Below are 14,226 nucleotides of genomic sequence, written 5' to 3' on the forward strand. Positions count from 1 at the left end.
GGGAGACGTGGTCCGGGTCATGCCGCCTCACCTGCCGTGAGCGCGCTCTCCAGGGTGTCCAGGAAGTGCGCGCCGAGCGGGCCGTGGGCCACCGTGAACCGCACATGCCGTTCGAGCCCGGTCGTCGCGCCCATGTCGCGTACGCGGTAACCGGCCCGGGACAGCGCGGCCGTCAGCTCGGCGGCGCCGGCGGCCGTCGGCCGCGGCACATGGAGGAAGTTGCCGCCGGAGGGCGGTACCGCGATGCCGTGGGCGCCGAGGCGCTGACGTATCGCCTCCCGGGTGCGGGCGATGTCCCGCCAGATGCCGGTGAACCGGTCGTAGACGCGGGCGGTGCGGGACAGGGCGTGCAGCGCGAGGACGCCGACGTGGTCCTCCTGCCGTGCGGCGCGCAGCCGGTGGATCAGCGCGGGGCCGCCGCCCGCGACGGCGAGCCGGCCGCCCGCGAAGCCGAACATCTTCGACCAGCTGAGCAGCACCAGGCAGTGTTCGCCCGCGAGTCGGGCCACATCGAGGGGGCTCCCCGCGAAGCCCGCGTAGCAGCCGTCGACGATCAGGAGATGCCCCTTGCGGGCGCACTGGTCCGCCAGTTCGGCGATCTGTCCGAGGGGCGGGGTGTGGCCCGCGGGTCCGTTGGGCCAGGAGACCACGACCAGGGCGGGTGCCGCCGTGGCCGCGGCGCGCTGCACGGCCTCGACCGAGCCGGTGGCGGTGGCGTCGGGGCTTGCGCGGCGTTCGATGTGCCAGTGCGGCGATTCGGCGGCCTGTGTCCACGCCTCGTAGTTGGGTTCCTGCAGCAGGATCCCGCCGGGGAAGTGGCCGCGCAGGGAGGCGAGCAGCAGCCGGATGACGGAGTCGGAGCCCGCGGCGAGCAGCAGGTGCGCCGGGTCGAGGCCGAGCAGGGCGCCCGCCGCCTCGGCGGCGGGTTCCTGCACCGGGTAGTGGCCGAGTGTCGCCGGGTCGAAGCCGTCGATCAGTTCCGCGACGAGGCCCGCGGCCCGCGGGTGGTACAGCTCGTTGGAGCTGAGGTTGGTCCGGGGGTCGGCGGCGCGCCGCTCGCGCACGGTGACGCCCGGCGGCAGGAGAGCTTCGAGGGCGGGCGCGGCGGTCACCGGGCGCGCTCCAGGCTTTCGGTGCTCCGCTCGGGAACAGCATCTGTGCCGCGCTGAGGGACACGTTCCGTGACGGGCGTGACCCAGTCCTCGCGCCCGTACACGAGGCCGTACAGGGACTGTGCGGTCTCCGCGTCCGGTACGTCGTCGGGGTGCAGGAGCTGCCGGTTGAACGCGGCGGCCTCCTCGGGGCTCGCGGCCGCGCGCAGCCGGTCCATCGACGAGTACACGGTGGGGCGTACGCGTCCCTGTGCGGCGCGGATGGTGTGGGCGGTGTGCGCGGTGCCCGCGACGGTGGTGCCGGGAAGGCCCACGATGACGAAGCAGTTGAGCTCCACGCCGAGGCGGGCGCAGGACGCGGCGAGCCGTTCGTAGCGCTCCTGCTCAAGGCGCTTCAGACGGGGCAGCGCGTCGTGCCCTGCCGGGTCCAGGGTCTCGACGCCGACGCTCACGCGCACACAGCCGGAGCGGGCCATCAGGTCGAGCAGCTCGTCCCCGAGGTGGGCGATGGTGGTGGCGCACTTCCAGGGGTACTTGCTGCCGCGGGCGATGAGTTCGCGGCACAGGTGCGCGGTCCACTTGCGGTCGAGCGTGAAGGTGGGTGCGTAGAAGGCGACGTATTCGAAGGGGTGCCGGGCGAAGCTCTCCTCGATGTAGCCGAGGGTGCGCTCGACGGTGAGTCTGCGGTCCTTCAGGCCCTGGAAGGTGGGGACTTCGCAGAACGAGCAGTTGACCGGGCAGCCGCGCGCCGCCGGGACGACGAGTTCGCGGCGCTGTGGGATGCCGCAGAACTTGTTCTGGTCCCGCTGGTAGAGGCGTTCGTAGGCCTCGTACGGAATCTCGGTGACGTCAGGCAGCACCCATGCGTCGGGCCGCAGGAACAGCCCGGCGGGCGCCTGCGCGGGGTCCTGGCCGCGCAGCGCGACACCGGCGGGCGGCGGGCCCGACGGTTCGGCGAGATGGCGGACGTACGCGGCGACGCCGGCCTCCGGGTCACCGCCGCCGACGACGACCGCGTCCAGGTCGAACTCGCGGAAGGAGAGCGGGGATTGCGCGCTGAGCCGCCCGGCGGTGACCACCTTGGTGCCGGGCGAGAGTGTGCGCACGTACTTCAGGAGCCGGGGCAGGTCGTCGACGTTGTCGAAGTCGTTGATGACGGCGATGACGTCGAACCGCTCCTGGAAGAGCAGGTCGCCGAGCTCCTTCCAGGTGTAGTTGAGCGCGCCCGCGTCGATGGCGCGCACACTGTCCACCGCGTCGAGGGTGCGCAGATGGCCCGCTGTCAGGAACGTGCTGATGTGGTGCCCGGCGTTGAAGTAGCTCGGCACATGAGGCGGCCAGAGGACCAGGACCTTCACGTGTCTTCCCCTTTCGGTTCCGTCAGCCGCGGGCGGGCCTGCTCCAGGACGGCCGCGTCGATGCCAAGGAGTCGTGCGAGGGCCGCGGGGCCCGGCGCGTGCCGGTCGAGATGGCGCAGGGTGCGCGCGGGCACGCTCGGCGGCAGCACGCACCGGCGCATGACCTGGGCGGCGGGCTCGCCGCGCCCGGCCGCGTACCGGGCGACCCAGTCGGCCCGTGCCGTGAAGTCCTCGCCCGTGCGCCGGAACTCCCGGCAGTTGGCGTGGTCGTCGACGCCGAGCAGCCGCAGCAGGAGCAGCACCACGAGACCGGTACGGTCCTTGCCCAGGCGGCAGCCGACGACGACGGGCCCTTCGGCGGCGGCCACGGCACGCAGCAGCGCGTCGAGCACCGGCCCCGCCGCCGGGATCATACGGAGGTACTGCCGGGCGAAATACTCGGCGTCGCGCTGCGCGGGCTGCGGCCGCCGGATTGCCGGATCGGTCAGCGGAATACGCTGGACGACCACTTCGGCCGGGAATTCCTCGACGGCGTCGAATTCCGCTGCCGAATGAATTTCCAAGGCCGACCGCAGATCGAGGAAGTGAATCCGCCGCACCGGTTCGCGGTACCCGGCCCGCACGGCTCGCACCCCCGCCGCATCAGAAATGACCGCGGGTATACGGGAATTCAGAGCGGCCGTGCGCACCACCATTCCGCCGGCCGTACGCAGTCGACCGCCGGGCAGCGGGATTCCGCCGATGTCGCGGGTGTTCACGAGGTGCGCGAGCGCTGGGACGCGAGCGGCCCCCGCGCCCCAGCTCCCGGTCACTCCGTGTCGCGCGTGATGTTGGTGTTCGCGATGTTGTTGTTCGCGATGTTGTTGTTCGCACGCATGCCGGGGTTGATGTCACGCGCGATGTCGTTCTCGATGATCGCGTCGTTCTCGGCGTCCCAGTCGGCGGAGACGTCCTGCGCGATCTCGGTGTCCCAGTCCGCGGAGACGTCCTGGGCGATCTCGGTGTTCCAGCCGTCCGGCTGCTCGTTTATGTCGGCTCGGTCAGACATAAATGTCCTCCTTCTCCAACGGGATTATCCAGAGGGGAATGTGCAGACTTGCGGTGCCCGCATTGAAGACTGACAACTCTCTGCCACCCTGGCAAGAAGGCATCGGGCGACTCCATCGCCATACGAGGAGGACTCAACCGGCCCTGGACCGCTTTTCTCACGACCGGACCGAATCTCAAGTGGAGGCGTGCACAATGCTATTCAGGAGCCGCACAACCGACGGCGTCTACCTAGGAGATCCGATATGCAGCACGCCGGGCCCATCACGGAGTTCCTCGTCTCCGAGTTTCTGCCGGGAACCACGGCGGCCGAACTCGACCCGGACCTCGACCTGCTGGAGCACGGCGTCCTCGACAGCCTGGGCGTGCTGAAGCTGATCTCGTGGATCTGTGACGGCTACGGCGTGCGGCGCGAGGAACTCGTCCTGGAACCGGAGCACTTCCGGTCGGTGCGCACGATCGACGCGTTCATCGTGACGTCGGCGCACCTGCAGCAGGTCGGCTGAGCGGCAGCCGGCCGAGCGAAAGGACGGCCTAGCGAAAGGACGGCCGAACAGAAGGTTGGCCGGTATCGGTTCACTCGGAGGTGGACACCTGGAGCACGGGCGTTTCGGGGCGGACAGCCAGGACAACGACTCCCCCGACTATCGACACAGCCAAGGGAGTTGCATGATGAAGCGTCATCATCTGCGCGGGATTCCGGTGTTCCTGGGAGCACTTCTCGCGATGCTCGGCACCGTCTCCGTGACCGGTGCACGGCCCGCTTCAGCCGCTCCGCTGGTCGACATCACCTGTCCCATGGGCAGCCAGGTCGGCACCTACAGCCCGGGCCTCACCTACGAGCCACGCGAGGTCGCTTTCGAGGCGAACGGCAATGTGTCCGGGTGCGTGGACCTCAGTGGCAACGGCATCGCCGGCGCGTCCTTCTCCGGGGCCGGCCACGGTACGGCGAGCTGCGTCACGGGCAGCGTCTCCAATTCCACGACCTACCACTGGAGCAATGGGCGGCACAGCGTCGTCACGGGCACCGGCGCGATCAACGTCAAGCCCAACGGGATCACGGTCCTGGTCCTGACGGGCACGGTGACATCAGGGCTGTTCACCGGAGCGACGGTCGTGCAGACCAAGGCGCTCCTGAACTCCGATCTGACCGCGTGCCTGACCCCGGAAGGGCTGACCTCCGTCGGGGGCCCGATCACCCTGACCGTGGCCCTGTAGCGGACAGCGGCCCGGTGCGCCGCCGCGGCCGTCAGCCGACGCGGGCGGCGATGGTCCGCGCGCACGCCAGGGACTCGGTGTGCGACGTGTCCACTTCCAGGTCGTAGAGGATCCCCTCGTGCACGGCTTCCGCCTGCATCGCGGCCATGCCCTCGGCCCGGTCTCCGCGTGCGAGCTCGCGGCCCGCCGCGATCGCGCTCTCGCACCGGACGCCGACCCACAGGGCGGGGAGTTCTCCGAGCGCCTTGCGCCACCGCTCCTGGGACGCGGCGCCGCCGAGGAACACATCGTCGACGATGATCCTGGCGCCCGCGCGGGCCATCGCGACGACACCCTCCGTCCAGGCCGCCTCCAGCGCCCGGAACTCCGCCCCGATCCGTACCTCGCCGTCCTGCGCGATCTCGATCCCCGCGTCGGATGCCTGCATCTTCGCGGGCAGGGCGTCGACGAACGAGTCGCACCCGAACGCCAGCCACGGGTCCGGCAGTACGGCCTGCAGGCACCGTACGATCCCGGACTTCCCCGAGCTGGAACCACCGTTGAGAATGATCATCCGAGTCGTCACCACGCCACAGTAGGACGTGCCGCACCAGGCCGCCACGACCGCAAGACGAGACGGCCCCACCCTCCTGTCGGCCGCAAGTGCATACTGTCCGCTGCAAATTGATCCACTGTGAAGTGCGCGGGAGCGGGAGCGGGGACATGACGGACCAGACAGTTGCCACGACGGCCGGATTCAAGACGCTGGTCGAGGTGGGCCCGGACCACCTCGGCCAGGTACGGGACATCGAGGCGCGCTTCCAGGAGGCGCTGGCCCCCTCGGCGCAGACCTACCGCTTCGGGCCCGTGCAGCAGGCCGCGAAGGATCTCCCCGACGGTTCGATCGTCCGGATCATCCCCGGCTTCGGCCTGCAGGAGCAGGCGCCCGCCCATGTCATGGTGCTCACACTCAAGGAGGCCGTACGCCAGGCCCTGACACGGCCCTTCGGCAACGAGGCGTTCTGGGAGCGGGCCGAGGAAGCGCTCACCCGCGTGTTCGTCGGCCTCGGCGAGCAACAGGACGCACCGCACCTGGTGTTCACGGCCACGGATGCCGACAGCACGGGGTACGACTACCACCTGCTGTTCGCGCTGCAGGACGAGGAGACCGAGGGGTTCGTGTATGTGATCGCGTTCTCCGTGCATGTCACGGTGGGTCTGGGCCGGGACGCGGTCCTCGCCCTCGCCGTCGAGGACACGGCCCCGTTCGCGATCCGGCTCGACGCGCTGTGCGTACGGCAGCCGCTGCGCTGAGCCGCGTGGCCGACGGGTCTACGGTGGCCGTATGGAACAGCGCATCAGCCTGATCACCCTGGGCGTCACCGACCTGGCCCGCGCCCGCTCCTTCTACGAAGCGCTCGGCTGGCGCGGGCAGGAGATCGAGGAGACGGTCTTCTTCCAGGCGGGCGGCCTCGGGTTCGTCCTGTGGAGCCGGCGGAAACTGGCCGCGGACTGCGGCGTCCCGGACGGCCCAGGCACGGGCTTCGGCGGTATCGCCCTGGCCCACAATGTGCGCTCCGCAGCCGAGGTCGACGCCCTGCTCAGCACCGCGGAGCGGGCCGGAGGCAGGATCACCAAGGCGGGCGCCACCTCGGAACTCGGCTTCTACTCGGGCGTGTTCACCGACCCGGACGGCCACGCCTGGGAAGTGGCCCACAACCCCGGCTTCCCCCTGGCCGAAGACGGCACCCTGACGATCCCGGACTTCAGCACATCACCGGCGAACGGCGGCGGACCCGGCACGAGCGCGGGCTGAGCGGCTCGGGGGAAGTCCGGTGCGCGTCGTACCCCAAAGGGGCGCGGACAACTGCGCGACCGGCCACGACGCATCCGCGGGTGCATACCGGACTTCCCGCGGAGCTCTCAGTAGCAGAGTCCCCCTTGCCACCCCAGCCACGTCTTGGCGAAGACGTTCACGTAGTTGCGGCCCGCCGCCCACACTGCGACGCACCGGACGCCGGCTCCGGGAGCATCGAACTGCAGGAAGTGATCGGCGTATCCGTGGCCGTAAGGCACCTCCTTCCAGCTGCCGGCGCCCTTCCACACATGCCAGATTTCCCGGTTGGGTGCGATCACGAAGGTCTGATCCCAGGTCCCGTTGCGGTCCCAGTCGATGTCGTATGCCGTTGCAGGGCCGCCCTTGTAGCAGCCCCAGTAGCCCCATCGCTTGATGGGGTGGCTGCAGGACGCAGTCGGCACTCCGGTGGGGCCGGCCTCGGAAATGATGGGCGCGGCCTGGTCGCCGCCGGTGGAGACAGGTGCCGCACCGGCCGGCGTGGTTGCGGCGCTGAGGCCGACGAGTGCCGCGGCAGCAGCCAGTGCCGCCTTCTGCAGGGTTCTCACGATGTTCCCCCCTGTGCGATCTCGCGTGTCGAGGTCAGCACAGGAAGCTAGTTCGCTGCATCTTGCGGACGCGTCCGGCAGGCGTATGAGCCCGGTGTCATCCCAGCGAGGCAGTGCGTAAACCAGGGAGGCACTCGCGGCTGGGATCATCCAACGAGAGGCGTACCGCGCAAGTTGACTGCCGCAGGCAACTACCCATCTATGCCAGGGCTTTGATACTGATGGTGTTGCGCATCGAGGCAGCAATCGCCGTTCGCATTCGGACGATCCCCCGCGTCGCCCGAATGCGAACGGCAGCCCTGAACGGGGCCCCGGAAGGCCCTGAACAGCACGCGCTGAGTATAGTTGGCTGGGAGCCAGTCAACGCAGGAGTTTCAGGATGTCCCCCCGAAGCGCAGCGGTCAACGAGGAGTTGCGGCGGCGTTCCCGGGAGCGGCTACTGGACGCGACGGTCACCTTGGTGGGCGAGCGCGGCTACGAGGCGACGACACTCGGTGACATCGCCGATCTGGCCGGATCCGCTCGCGGCCTGGTGTCGTACTACTTCCCCGGCAAGCGCCAGCTCCTTCAGTCCGCCGTGCACCGGCTGATGCACCGCACCCTGGAGGCGGCACTCGAGCGGGAGCCACGGCCCGCGGCCGATGCGGGTGACGAACGGCTCGCGCGGGCCATCGACGCGATTCTGGGGCTCGCCCAGGAGCGGCCGGTGCTGATGCGTACGCACATGGCGGGGATATTGCAGGCCGAGGGTTTCCGGCAGTGTCCCGAGCAGCAGCGCCTCGCGGAGCTGCTGCGTGACACCGTCCAGCGGTATGGCGCACAGGACGTGGACTCGGAGTATCCGCTGCTGCGGGCCCTGCTGATGGGCGCGGTGTTCGCGGTGCTGCTCCCCGGTGCGCCGATGCCGGTGGCGACCTTGCGGGCCGAGTTGTTCCAGCGCTTCGGCCTGGACTGGGAGCTCGGCGTCCCGCCGGGCGAGAAGCCGCCCGACGGGACGCGTTCCGTGCTCGTCGGCTGAGCAGGCCGGGACCGGCTGCGAACTAGTCGAAGTAGTCCGGCTGCGTCTGGACGTTGAGCTCGTGCAGACGGACCTTCTTCGCGGGATCCGTACGACGGTCATTGATCTTCAGGACGTCGAAGCCCTTGACCATGTCGTTCGAGTAGATGTAGCCGTTGTAGTAGTACGCCGACCAGGAACCGCCGCCCACCAGGGCGTCCGTGGACAGCGGGCCACGCTCGAAGTACGCGATCTCCTTGGGCTTGGCCGAGTCGGTGAAGTCCCAGACGGAGACACCGCCCTGGTACCAGGCCTGGACCATGATGTCCTTGCCCTTGACCGGGATCAGCGAGCCGTTGTGGGCGACGCAGTTCTCGGTGTCCGCCTGGTGGCGCGGGATCTTGAAGTAGCTCTTGAAGACCAGCTTGCGGTCGTCACCCTTGCCCTTGATCTCGTAGATGCCGTCGGCACCGCGGTTGGGCCCGGTGGCCTCGTTGCAGGTGGCCGCGCCGCCGCCGCCGAGCTCATCGGTGAAGACGACCTTGTTGGCCTTCTGGTTGAAGCTCGCCGAGTGCCAGAACGCGAAGTTCACATTGTCCTGGACCTGGTCGATGACCTTCGGCTCTTCGGGGTTCTCGATGTCGAAGAGGATGCCGTCACCCATGCAGGCGCCCGCCGCGAGGTCCTTGGAGGGCAGCACGGTGATGTCGTGGCAGCCGGTGGTCTTGGAGACACCCGGGTTGGTGGGCCCGCCCGGGTTGCCGCCGCCGTCGGGTCCTTCACCGGGGAAGAGCACCGGGAAGCCGACGACCGCCGCCTTCTCGGGAGCCTTGCGCGGCACCTTGATGACGGAGATGCCGTCGTGCGGCGGCTGGCAGTCGGGGAACGTCGCGTTGGGCGAGTACGAGGAGACGTACACGTAGACGTTCTTCCGCTCGGGCACCAGCGTGTGGGTGTGCGAGCCGCAGGCGGTCTCGACGGCGGCGACATACTTCGGGTTCGCCTTGTCGCTGATGTCGAAGACCTTCATGCCCTCCCACGAGGACTTCTCCGTCGCGGGCTGGGTGGTGCTGCTGCAGGAGCTGTCGCTGCGCGAGGAGTCGGTGGACAGGAACAGCAGATTCCCGGAGACCGAGATGTCGTTCTGCGAGCCCGGACACAGGACCTGGGCGACGGTCTTCGGTGCCTTCGGGTTGCTGATGTCGAAGATCCGGAAGCCGTCGTAGTTGCCGGCGAAGGCGTACCTGCCCTGGAAGGCAAGGTCCGAATTCGTGCCCGGCAGCGCGTCCTTGGGGATGTTCCCGAGGTGCTCGATGTTGTCGGAGTGGACGATCTCGTTCGGCGCGGGTATCTCGCCGCTGCGTATCGCCGCCTCCGCGTCGGCCTGCTCGCTCTTGGATACCTCGCGGGACGTCGGCGCGTCGCCGGGGTCGGGCGTCGCGCCGGCCTGGCCTGCGGTCAGGAGAGTGGCGACGAGCCCGGCGGTCGCGGCCAGGACGCCCAAGCGTCTGAGCCGTGCTCGGGGTTCGTTCAACAGGGTCACTGCGTCCTCCCTAGTCGCCGTTCAGGATTGAACGGTTCACGGACACCGGCAGTATCGTGCTCGACATGCCCATCTCAACAGATGGCAACGTACTTGTAATCGAAGTTTTTGATCATTGCCGTACGGAAGCGTGCTAGAACCTGTCATCCGCCATCACGTGCGCCACAGGAGGCAGTTGTGCCGAACCGCCGGGGACCCCTCTCTGCCCGCTCCGTCACCGCCGCGGTCGCGGTGGTCCTCGCGTTTGCCCTGACGGGCTGCGACTCATCGGGCGACGACGCGCAGAACAAGGGCGGCAAACAGGCCGGCCCCTCGGTCATCGCCCCCGGAAAGCCGGGTGAGGAGGCGAAGAAGCTCTCCCCCGAGGAAGCCGCCAAGAAGCACGATGACGACACCCCCAACTCGGCCGACTTCACCTACGCCCAGATGATGATCGAGCACCACGCACAGGCGCTCACCATGACCGAACTCGCCCCGGATCGCGCCGAGTCCACTCGGGTCAAGCGGCTCGCCGAGCGCATCAAGGCGGGTCAGGGCCCGGAGATCGACGCCATGAAGGGCTGGATCAAGAACAACGGCGGCAAGGAGAAGGCCGAGGAGGACGGCGGCTCGGGCGGGCACGAGCACGGCCACAGCGATGCGCCGATGCCCGGCATGGCGACCGCCGCCCAGCTCAAGACGCTGCGCGCGGCCGAGGGCAAGGCCTTCGACGAGCTGTTCCTGAAGCTGATGATCACGCACCACAACGGCGCCGTCACCATGGCCACCGAAGTCCTCTCCGAGGGCAACAACATCCTCATCGAGGAGATGGCCAACGACGTGATCGCCCAGCAGACCAGCGAGATCAACCGGATGCGCGGGATGTCGTAACCGCAGGCCCTAGCCGCAGGTCGTGGCGGCATGTCGTAACCGCAGGTCGTGGCGGCATGTCGTAACCGCAGGACGTAACCGCATGTCGTGGCGGCGTGCCTAGCCGTCGGTGAGCACCGGGCCGCAGCGTCCGCGCCCGCCCGACGAGGGCGCTCAGCGGCGGTTGTGACGCGGCGCCAGATATCCCGCGTCCCGCGCAGCCGCGATCAGCTTGAGCGACTTGCGGCGGCTGCGGCCGGTCGCGCACATCACCGCGAGCACGGGGTCCCGCCCCTCCTCCTGCGCGGCCCGGTAGGCGTCGGCGACGATCCGCCGTCCGGCGCCGCCGCGCGGCCACGACGGCCTGGCCCGGTGCCGGGCGGACGGCTCGTCCACGTACTCGTGTCCGCAGCACTCGGCCCTGACCGGGTCGCAGCCACCCGCGTGCTGTTCGGCCACGACCCGGCAGGCATCGCGCAACGGGCCCTCCAGCCAGTCCGCGAGGGCCGCGAATCCGTCCAGGGAGAGCGGCGGCTGCGCCCTCATGTCCTCGATGGCGATGCCGCCTTCGGACACCACGGCGAGTACGTCGATCCTGGCGCCGTCGTCAAAGGTGAGCCGGACGTTGAACCAGGGCGGCAGATAGTCCGCGTACGGGATCTCCTCGATCCGGCCGAGCTCCGCACGGCCCGCGGCGAGGTGGCCGGTGGAGGCGCTGCCGTGGCCCTGCAGTTCCCACTGTGGCCACACAGTGACCGCGCCATTAGCTCGCCCCTCAGCATTCGGTCGATAGTGATCAGCGTCATAGCTATAAGAACTCTCCCGCACAGCGGAACCGTAGCTGTGTGATCACGTACGGTCATTCATGGCACGCACGCGATCAATGGCACACACACGATCAGATGAGGAGGCACCCCGACGGCGCAGCCCGCCCGTGGGGCCAGGAGTCCGGCGGACGGCGGGGCGGGCAGGACCTCTCCCCGTATGCGCACACCGGTGCGATGCTGGACTCATCCCGCGGAAGGAGCCCCACCGTGCTTCATGTCGCCGTTGTCGGATCAGGACCGAGCGGGGTCTACGCCGCCCAGTCACTGGTCACGCAGGAACGGGTCCCGCAGGTCAGAGTCGATGTACTCGATCGGTTGCCGTGCCCGTACGGCCTGGTCCGCTACGGCGTCGCCCCCGACCACGAAAAGATCAAGTCGCTGCAGAACAATCTGCGGACGGTACTCGCGGATCCGCGCGTACGTTTCCTCGGCGGCGTCGAAGTGGGCGCGGGCGGCCTCCCGCCGGCCCGGCTCCTCGATCTGTACGACGCCGTCGTGTACTGCGTGGGCGCCGCGACCGACCGCCACCTCGGCATCCCGGGCGAGGATCTGCCGGGGAGCTGGTCCGCGACGGAGTTCGTCTCCTGGTACAGCGCGCACCCGGACGCCACCGAGGACGGCTTTCTGCAGGATGTCCGCTCGGCCGTGGTGATCGGCGTGGGGAACGTCGCGGTCGATGTGACCCGCATCCTGGCGCGCGGCGCCGATGAGCTCAGGCCGACCGACATGCCGCAGGCCGCCCTCGACGCGCTGGGCAGCAGCGGGGTGCGCGATGTGCACATGGTGGGCAGGCGCGGCCCGTCGCAGGCCAAGTTCACCACCAAGGAGCTGCGCGAACTGGCGACGCTCGGCGATGCCGAAGCCCTCGTGGATCCGGCCGAGTTGGCGCTCGATCCGGCCTATGGCGACCCTTCGTCGCTGCCCGCGGCCAACCGCCGCAATGTGGAGGTGCTCCGCGCCTGGACCGAACTCCCGGCCCGCAGCTGTGCCCGCCGGATGCGCCTGCGGTTCTTCCTGCGCCCCGTCGAGATCCTCGCCGAGTCCGGCCGGGTCGGCGCGGTGCGCTTCGAGCGGACCCTGCCCGACGGGCAGGGCGGGGTGCGCGGCACGGGCCAGTTCGAGGACATCGAGGCCCAGTTGGTGCTGCGCTCGGTCGGCTACCGGGGCGTACCCCTGGACGGGCTGCCGTTCGACGCCGCGTCAGGCACCGTGCCGCACACCGCGGGACGCGTGCTGCGCGAGGACGCCGTGGCGCCCGGCGAGTATGTCGCAGGCTGGATCAAGCGGGGCCCCACCGGAGTGATCGGAACCAACCGCCCCTGCGCGAAGGAGACCGTCAACTCCCTTCTCGACGACGCCCCTTCACTCGTGCGGGACCGTCGTGACGACCCTCTCGACGCCTTGCGCGCAAGCGGTGTGTGCCCTGTCGAGTGGACCGGCTGGCAGTCCATCGAACGCGCCGAGACGGCCCTCGGCGCATCCCTGGGGCGCGGCCAGGTGAAGATCCCGGACTGGGACGGCCTGCTCGCGGCGGCCCGCTCCGCGGGCGAGGTGACACCGGCCGACTGACGCGGAGCTTCACCGGCTGAAGCGGAGCTTGACCGGCTGAAGCGGTGCTTCACCGGCTGAAGCGGAGCTCTATCGACGCACGGCGCTTTCCCGGGCGCCATCCCGTTTTGCCGGTGCGGCAAGTCTCCTGGGCGTGGACTGCCGGCTGCGCCGATGATCGGTGTGCAGTTGCCGAAGTCACCGCACGCCGATGGGAGCTTCCATGTCACAGCCCGAGACGACGTCACAGCCCGGCGCGACACCGCAGTCCGGTACGACGCCACAGGCCGGTTCGGCCGGACCGCGCCACCGTCTGGTCGGTGTGCCCGGTGGCCGGATCCACCTCGTGGAGCAGGGCTCGGGACCGCTGGTGATGCTGGTGCACGGCTTTCCCGAGACCTGGCATTCGTGGCGCCACCAGCTCCCGGCTCTCGCCGCGGCGGGCTACCGCGCGATCGCCGTCGACGTACGCGGCTACGGCCGTTCGTCGAAGCCGCAGGACGTGTCGGCGTACCGGATGCTGGAGCTCGTCGAGGACCTGGCAGCCGTGGTGCGGGCCCTGGGTGAGGAGTCCGCGGTGTTCGTGGGGCACGACTGGGGCGCGACCATCGCCGCGAACACCGCTCTGGTACGCCCTGACGTGTGCGCCGTCGTGGCCCTCCTCGGTGTGCCCTACTCGCCGCGCGGCGGAGTACGGCCCTCGGAGGTCTTCGCGCGGATCGGCGGGGACGAGGAGTTCTACGTCCAGTACTTCCAGGAGCCGGGCCGGGCCGAGGCCGAGATCGAGGCGGATGTGCGCGGCTGGCTCGCCGGGTTCTACGCAGGGCTCTCGGCGGACACCATGGACACATCGGGTGAGCACAGTCTGTTCTTCGTGCCGCACGGTGCGCGGATGGCCGACCGCTTCCCCCGCGGCCCGCTGCCCTCCTGGCTCTCGGAGGCCGAACTCGACGTGTGCGCGGGCGAGTTCGAGCGCACCGGATTCACCGGCGCCCTGCACCGCTACCGCAACGCGGACCGTGACTGGGAGGACCTCGCCCCCTGGGACGGCGCGCCGGTCACCCAGCCGTCGCTGTTCCTGGCAGGCGCCCAGGACGCCTCCGTCGCCTGGCTCGCCGACGCCGTCGAGGCCTTCCCTCAGACCCTCCCGAACCTCGCCGCGTCCCACCTCATCGAGGGCTGCGGGCACTGGGTACAACAAGAACGGCCGCACGAGGTGAACGCCATCCTCACCGACTGGCTGAAGGGGCTCGACCTGCCGGGCTCGTGACGTCGGCGGCTCAGGCGGCCGGCAACAGCGCGGCAACAACGGCGTAATCAACAGAATGTGCAAGGCGCTTACGGT

The 14,226-nt window shown here is 69.5% G+C and carries 16 protein-coding genes; 8 read left to right on the plus strand and 8 right to left on the minus strand.

Translation table 11 applies throughout. The features are described from left to right. Positions 1–17: 17 nt before the first annotated feature. The 4 genes from ACFQVC_RS09755 to ACFQVC_RS09770 are packed head-to-tail and all read right to left on the minus strand — an operon-like array spanning position 18 to position 3,518. A complete protein-coding gene (locus tag ACFQVC_RS09755) occupies positions 18–1,112 on the minus strand; it encodes an aminotransferase class I/II-fold pyridoxal phosphate-dependent enzyme (protein ID WP_381828969.1) in 1,095 nt (364 codons plus the stop codon). Beyond that, positions 1,109–2,470 carry a B12-binding domain-containing radical SAM protein gene (locus ACFQVC_RS09760; RefSeq protein WP_381828971.1) on the minus strand — a complete coding sequence of 454 codons (1,362 nt, stop codon included), beginning with the start codon at positions 2,468–2,470 and terminating at the stop codon, positions 1,109–1,111. Before ACFQVC_RS09760 ends, ACFQVC_RS09755 begins: the two co-directional genes overlap by 4 nt. Continuing rightward, the gene (locus ACFQVC_RS09765; RefSeq protein ID WP_381828973.1) at positions 2,467–3,228 is read right to left on the minus strand and encodes a tyrosine-protein phosphatase; all 762 of its coding nucleotides are present in this window, start codon (positions 3,226–3,228) and stop codon (positions 2,467–2,469) included. Before ACFQVC_RS09765 ends, ACFQVC_RS09760 begins: the two co-directional genes overlap by 4 nt. Positions 3,229–3,278: 50 nt before the next feature. After that, a complete protein-coding gene (locus ACFQVC_RS09770) occupies positions 3,279–3,518 on the minus strand; it encodes a hypothetical protein (RefSeq protein ID WP_381828975.1) in 240 nt (79 codons plus the stop codon). A 244-nt stretch (positions 3,519–3,762) separates the two neighbouring features. On the opposite strand from ACFQVC_RS09770, the gene ACFQVC_RS09775 reads away from it, so the two are divergent. Further along, positions 3,763–4,023: a phosphopantetheine-binding protein gene (locus ACFQVC_RS09775; protein WP_381828977.1), complete on the plus strand. Its 261-nt coding sequence runs from the start codon at positions 3,763–3,765 to the stop codon at positions 4,021–4,023. A gap of 163 nt (positions 4,024–4,186) precedes the next feature. After that, positions 4,187–4,735, plus strand: a complete 549-nt coding sequence (locus ACFQVC_RS09780) for a hypothetical protein (RefSeq protein WP_381828979.1) — start codon at positions 4,187–4,189, stop codon at positions 4,733–4,735. A 31-nt stretch (positions 4,736–4,766) separates the two neighbouring features. Here the strand turns inward: ACFQVC_RS09780 and cpt are convergent, their stop codons facing one another. Beyond that, the gene (gene cpt, locus ACFQVC_RS09785; RefSeq protein ID WP_381828981.1) at positions 4,767–5,300 is read right to left on the minus strand and encodes a chloramphenicol phosphotransferase CPT; all 534 of its coding nucleotides are present in this window, start codon (positions 5,298–5,300) and stop codon (positions 4,767–4,769) included. Between the two features lie 137 nt (positions 5,301–5,437). Here cpt and ACFQVC_RS09790 point away from each other — a divergent pair, with 137 nt between their 5' ends. Together ACFQVC_RS09790 and ACFQVC_RS09795 are read left to right on the plus strand one after the other, a co-directional pair. Further along, complete coding sequence (locus ACFQVC_RS09790; protein WP_381828983.1) at positions 5,438–6,028, plus strand: Type-2Aa cytolytic delta-endotoxin; 591 nt, start codon at positions 5,438–5,440, stop codon at positions 6,026–6,028. A 31-nt stretch (positions 6,029–6,059) separates the two neighbouring features. After that, complete coding sequence (locus tag ACFQVC_RS09795; RefSeq protein ID WP_381828985.1) at positions 6,060–6,530, plus strand: VOC family protein; 471 nt, start codon at positions 6,060–6,062, stop codon at positions 6,528–6,530. A gap of 107 nt (positions 6,531–6,637) precedes the next feature. Here ACFQVC_RS09795 and ACFQVC_RS09800 read toward each other — a convergent pair whose 3' ends face one another. Next, on the minus strand, positions 6,638–7,117 hold the full coding sequence (locus tag ACFQVC_RS09800) for a hypothetical protein (RefSeq protein WP_381828987.1): 480 nt from the start codon (positions 7,115–7,117) through the stop codon (positions 6,638–6,640). A gap of 379 nt (positions 7,118–7,496) precedes the next feature. Here ACFQVC_RS09800 and ACFQVC_RS09805 point away from each other — a divergent pair, with 379 nt between their 5' ends. After that, positions 7,497–8,135 carry a TetR/AcrR family transcriptional regulator gene (locus ACFQVC_RS09805; RefSeq protein ID WP_381828989.1) on the plus strand — a complete coding sequence of 213 codons (639 nt, stop codon included), beginning with the start codon at positions 7,497–7,499 and terminating at the stop codon, positions 8,133–8,135. 22 nt (positions 8,136–8,157) lie between these two features. Here the strand turns inward: ACFQVC_RS09805 and ACFQVC_RS09810 are convergent, their stop codons facing one another. Continuing rightward, complete coding sequence (locus ACFQVC_RS09810) at positions 8,158–9,657, minus strand: LVIVD repeat-containing protein (protein ID WP_381828991.1); 1,500 nt, start codon at positions 9,655–9,657, stop codon at positions 8,158–8,160. A 177-nt stretch (positions 9,658–9,834) separates the two neighbouring features. On the opposite strand from ACFQVC_RS09810, the gene ACFQVC_RS09815 reads away from it, so the two are divergent. After that, the gene (locus ACFQVC_RS09815; protein WP_381828993.1) at positions 9,835–10,527 is read left to right on the plus strand and encodes a DUF305 domain-containing protein; all 693 of its coding nucleotides are present in this window, start codon (positions 9,835–9,837) and stop codon (positions 10,525–10,527) included. 153 nt (positions 10,528–10,680) lie between these two features. On the opposite strand, the gene ACFQVC_RS09820 is transcribed toward ACFQVC_RS09815, so the two are convergent. After that, the gene (locus tag ACFQVC_RS09820) at positions 10,681–11,256 is read right to left on the minus strand and encodes a DUF6214 family protein (RefSeq protein ID WP_381828995.1); all 576 of its coding nucleotides are present in this window, start codon (positions 11,254–11,256) and stop codon (positions 10,681–10,683) included. Between the two features lie 284 nt (positions 11,257–11,540). Between ACFQVC_RS09820 and ACFQVC_RS09825 the strand changes: the two genes are divergently transcribed. Then, the gene (locus tag ACFQVC_RS09825; RefSeq protein WP_381828996.1) at positions 11,541–12,902 is read left to right on the plus strand and encodes an FAD-dependent oxidoreductase; all 1,362 of its coding nucleotides are present in this window, start codon (positions 11,541–11,543) and stop codon (positions 12,900–12,902) included. Between the two features lie 202 nt (positions 12,903–13,104). Further along, positions 13,105–14,151, plus strand: coding sequence for an alpha/beta fold hydrolase (locus ACFQVC_RS09830; protein ID WP_381828998.1), 1,047 nt, complete (start codon positions 13,105–13,107; stop codon positions 14,149–14,151). The last annotated feature ends 75 nt before the right edge of the window (positions 14,152–14,226 follow it).

The organism is Streptomyces monticola (genome assembly GCF_042665355.1).
GTDB classification, from domain to species: Bacteria; Actinomycetota; Actinomycetes; order Streptomycetales; family Streptomycetaceae; genus Streptomyces; species Streptomyces monticola.

Coding starts and splice junctions, on each gene's coding strand:
- ACFQVC_RS09770 (WP_381828975.1), bottom strand. CDS start 3,518: ATGTCTGACCGAGCCGACATAAACGAGCAGCCGGACGGCTGGAACACC.
- ACFQVC_RS09775 (WP_381828977.1), top strand. CDS start 3,763: ATGCAGCACGCCGGGCCCATCACGGAGTTCCTCGTCTCCGAGTTTCTG.
- ACFQVC_RS09780 (WP_381828979.1), top strand. CDS start 4,187: ATGATGAAGCGTCATCATCTGCGCGGGATTCCGGTGTTCCTGGGAGCA.
- ACFQVC_RS09790 (WP_381828983.1), top strand. CDS start 5,438: ATGACGGACCAGACAGTTGCCACGACGGCCGGATTCAAGACGCTGGTC.
- ACFQVC_RS09795 (WP_381828985.1), top strand. CDS start 6,060: ATGGAACAGCGCATCAGCCTGATCACCCTGGGCGTCACCGACCTGGCC.
- ACFQVC_RS09805 (WP_381828989.1), top strand. CDS start 7,497: ATGTCCCCCCGAAGCGCAGCGGTCAACGAGGAGTTGCGGCGGCGTTCC.
- ACFQVC_RS09830 (WP_381828998.1), top strand. CDS start 13,105: ATGTCACAGCCCGAGACGACGTCACAGCCCGGCGCGACACCGCAGTCC.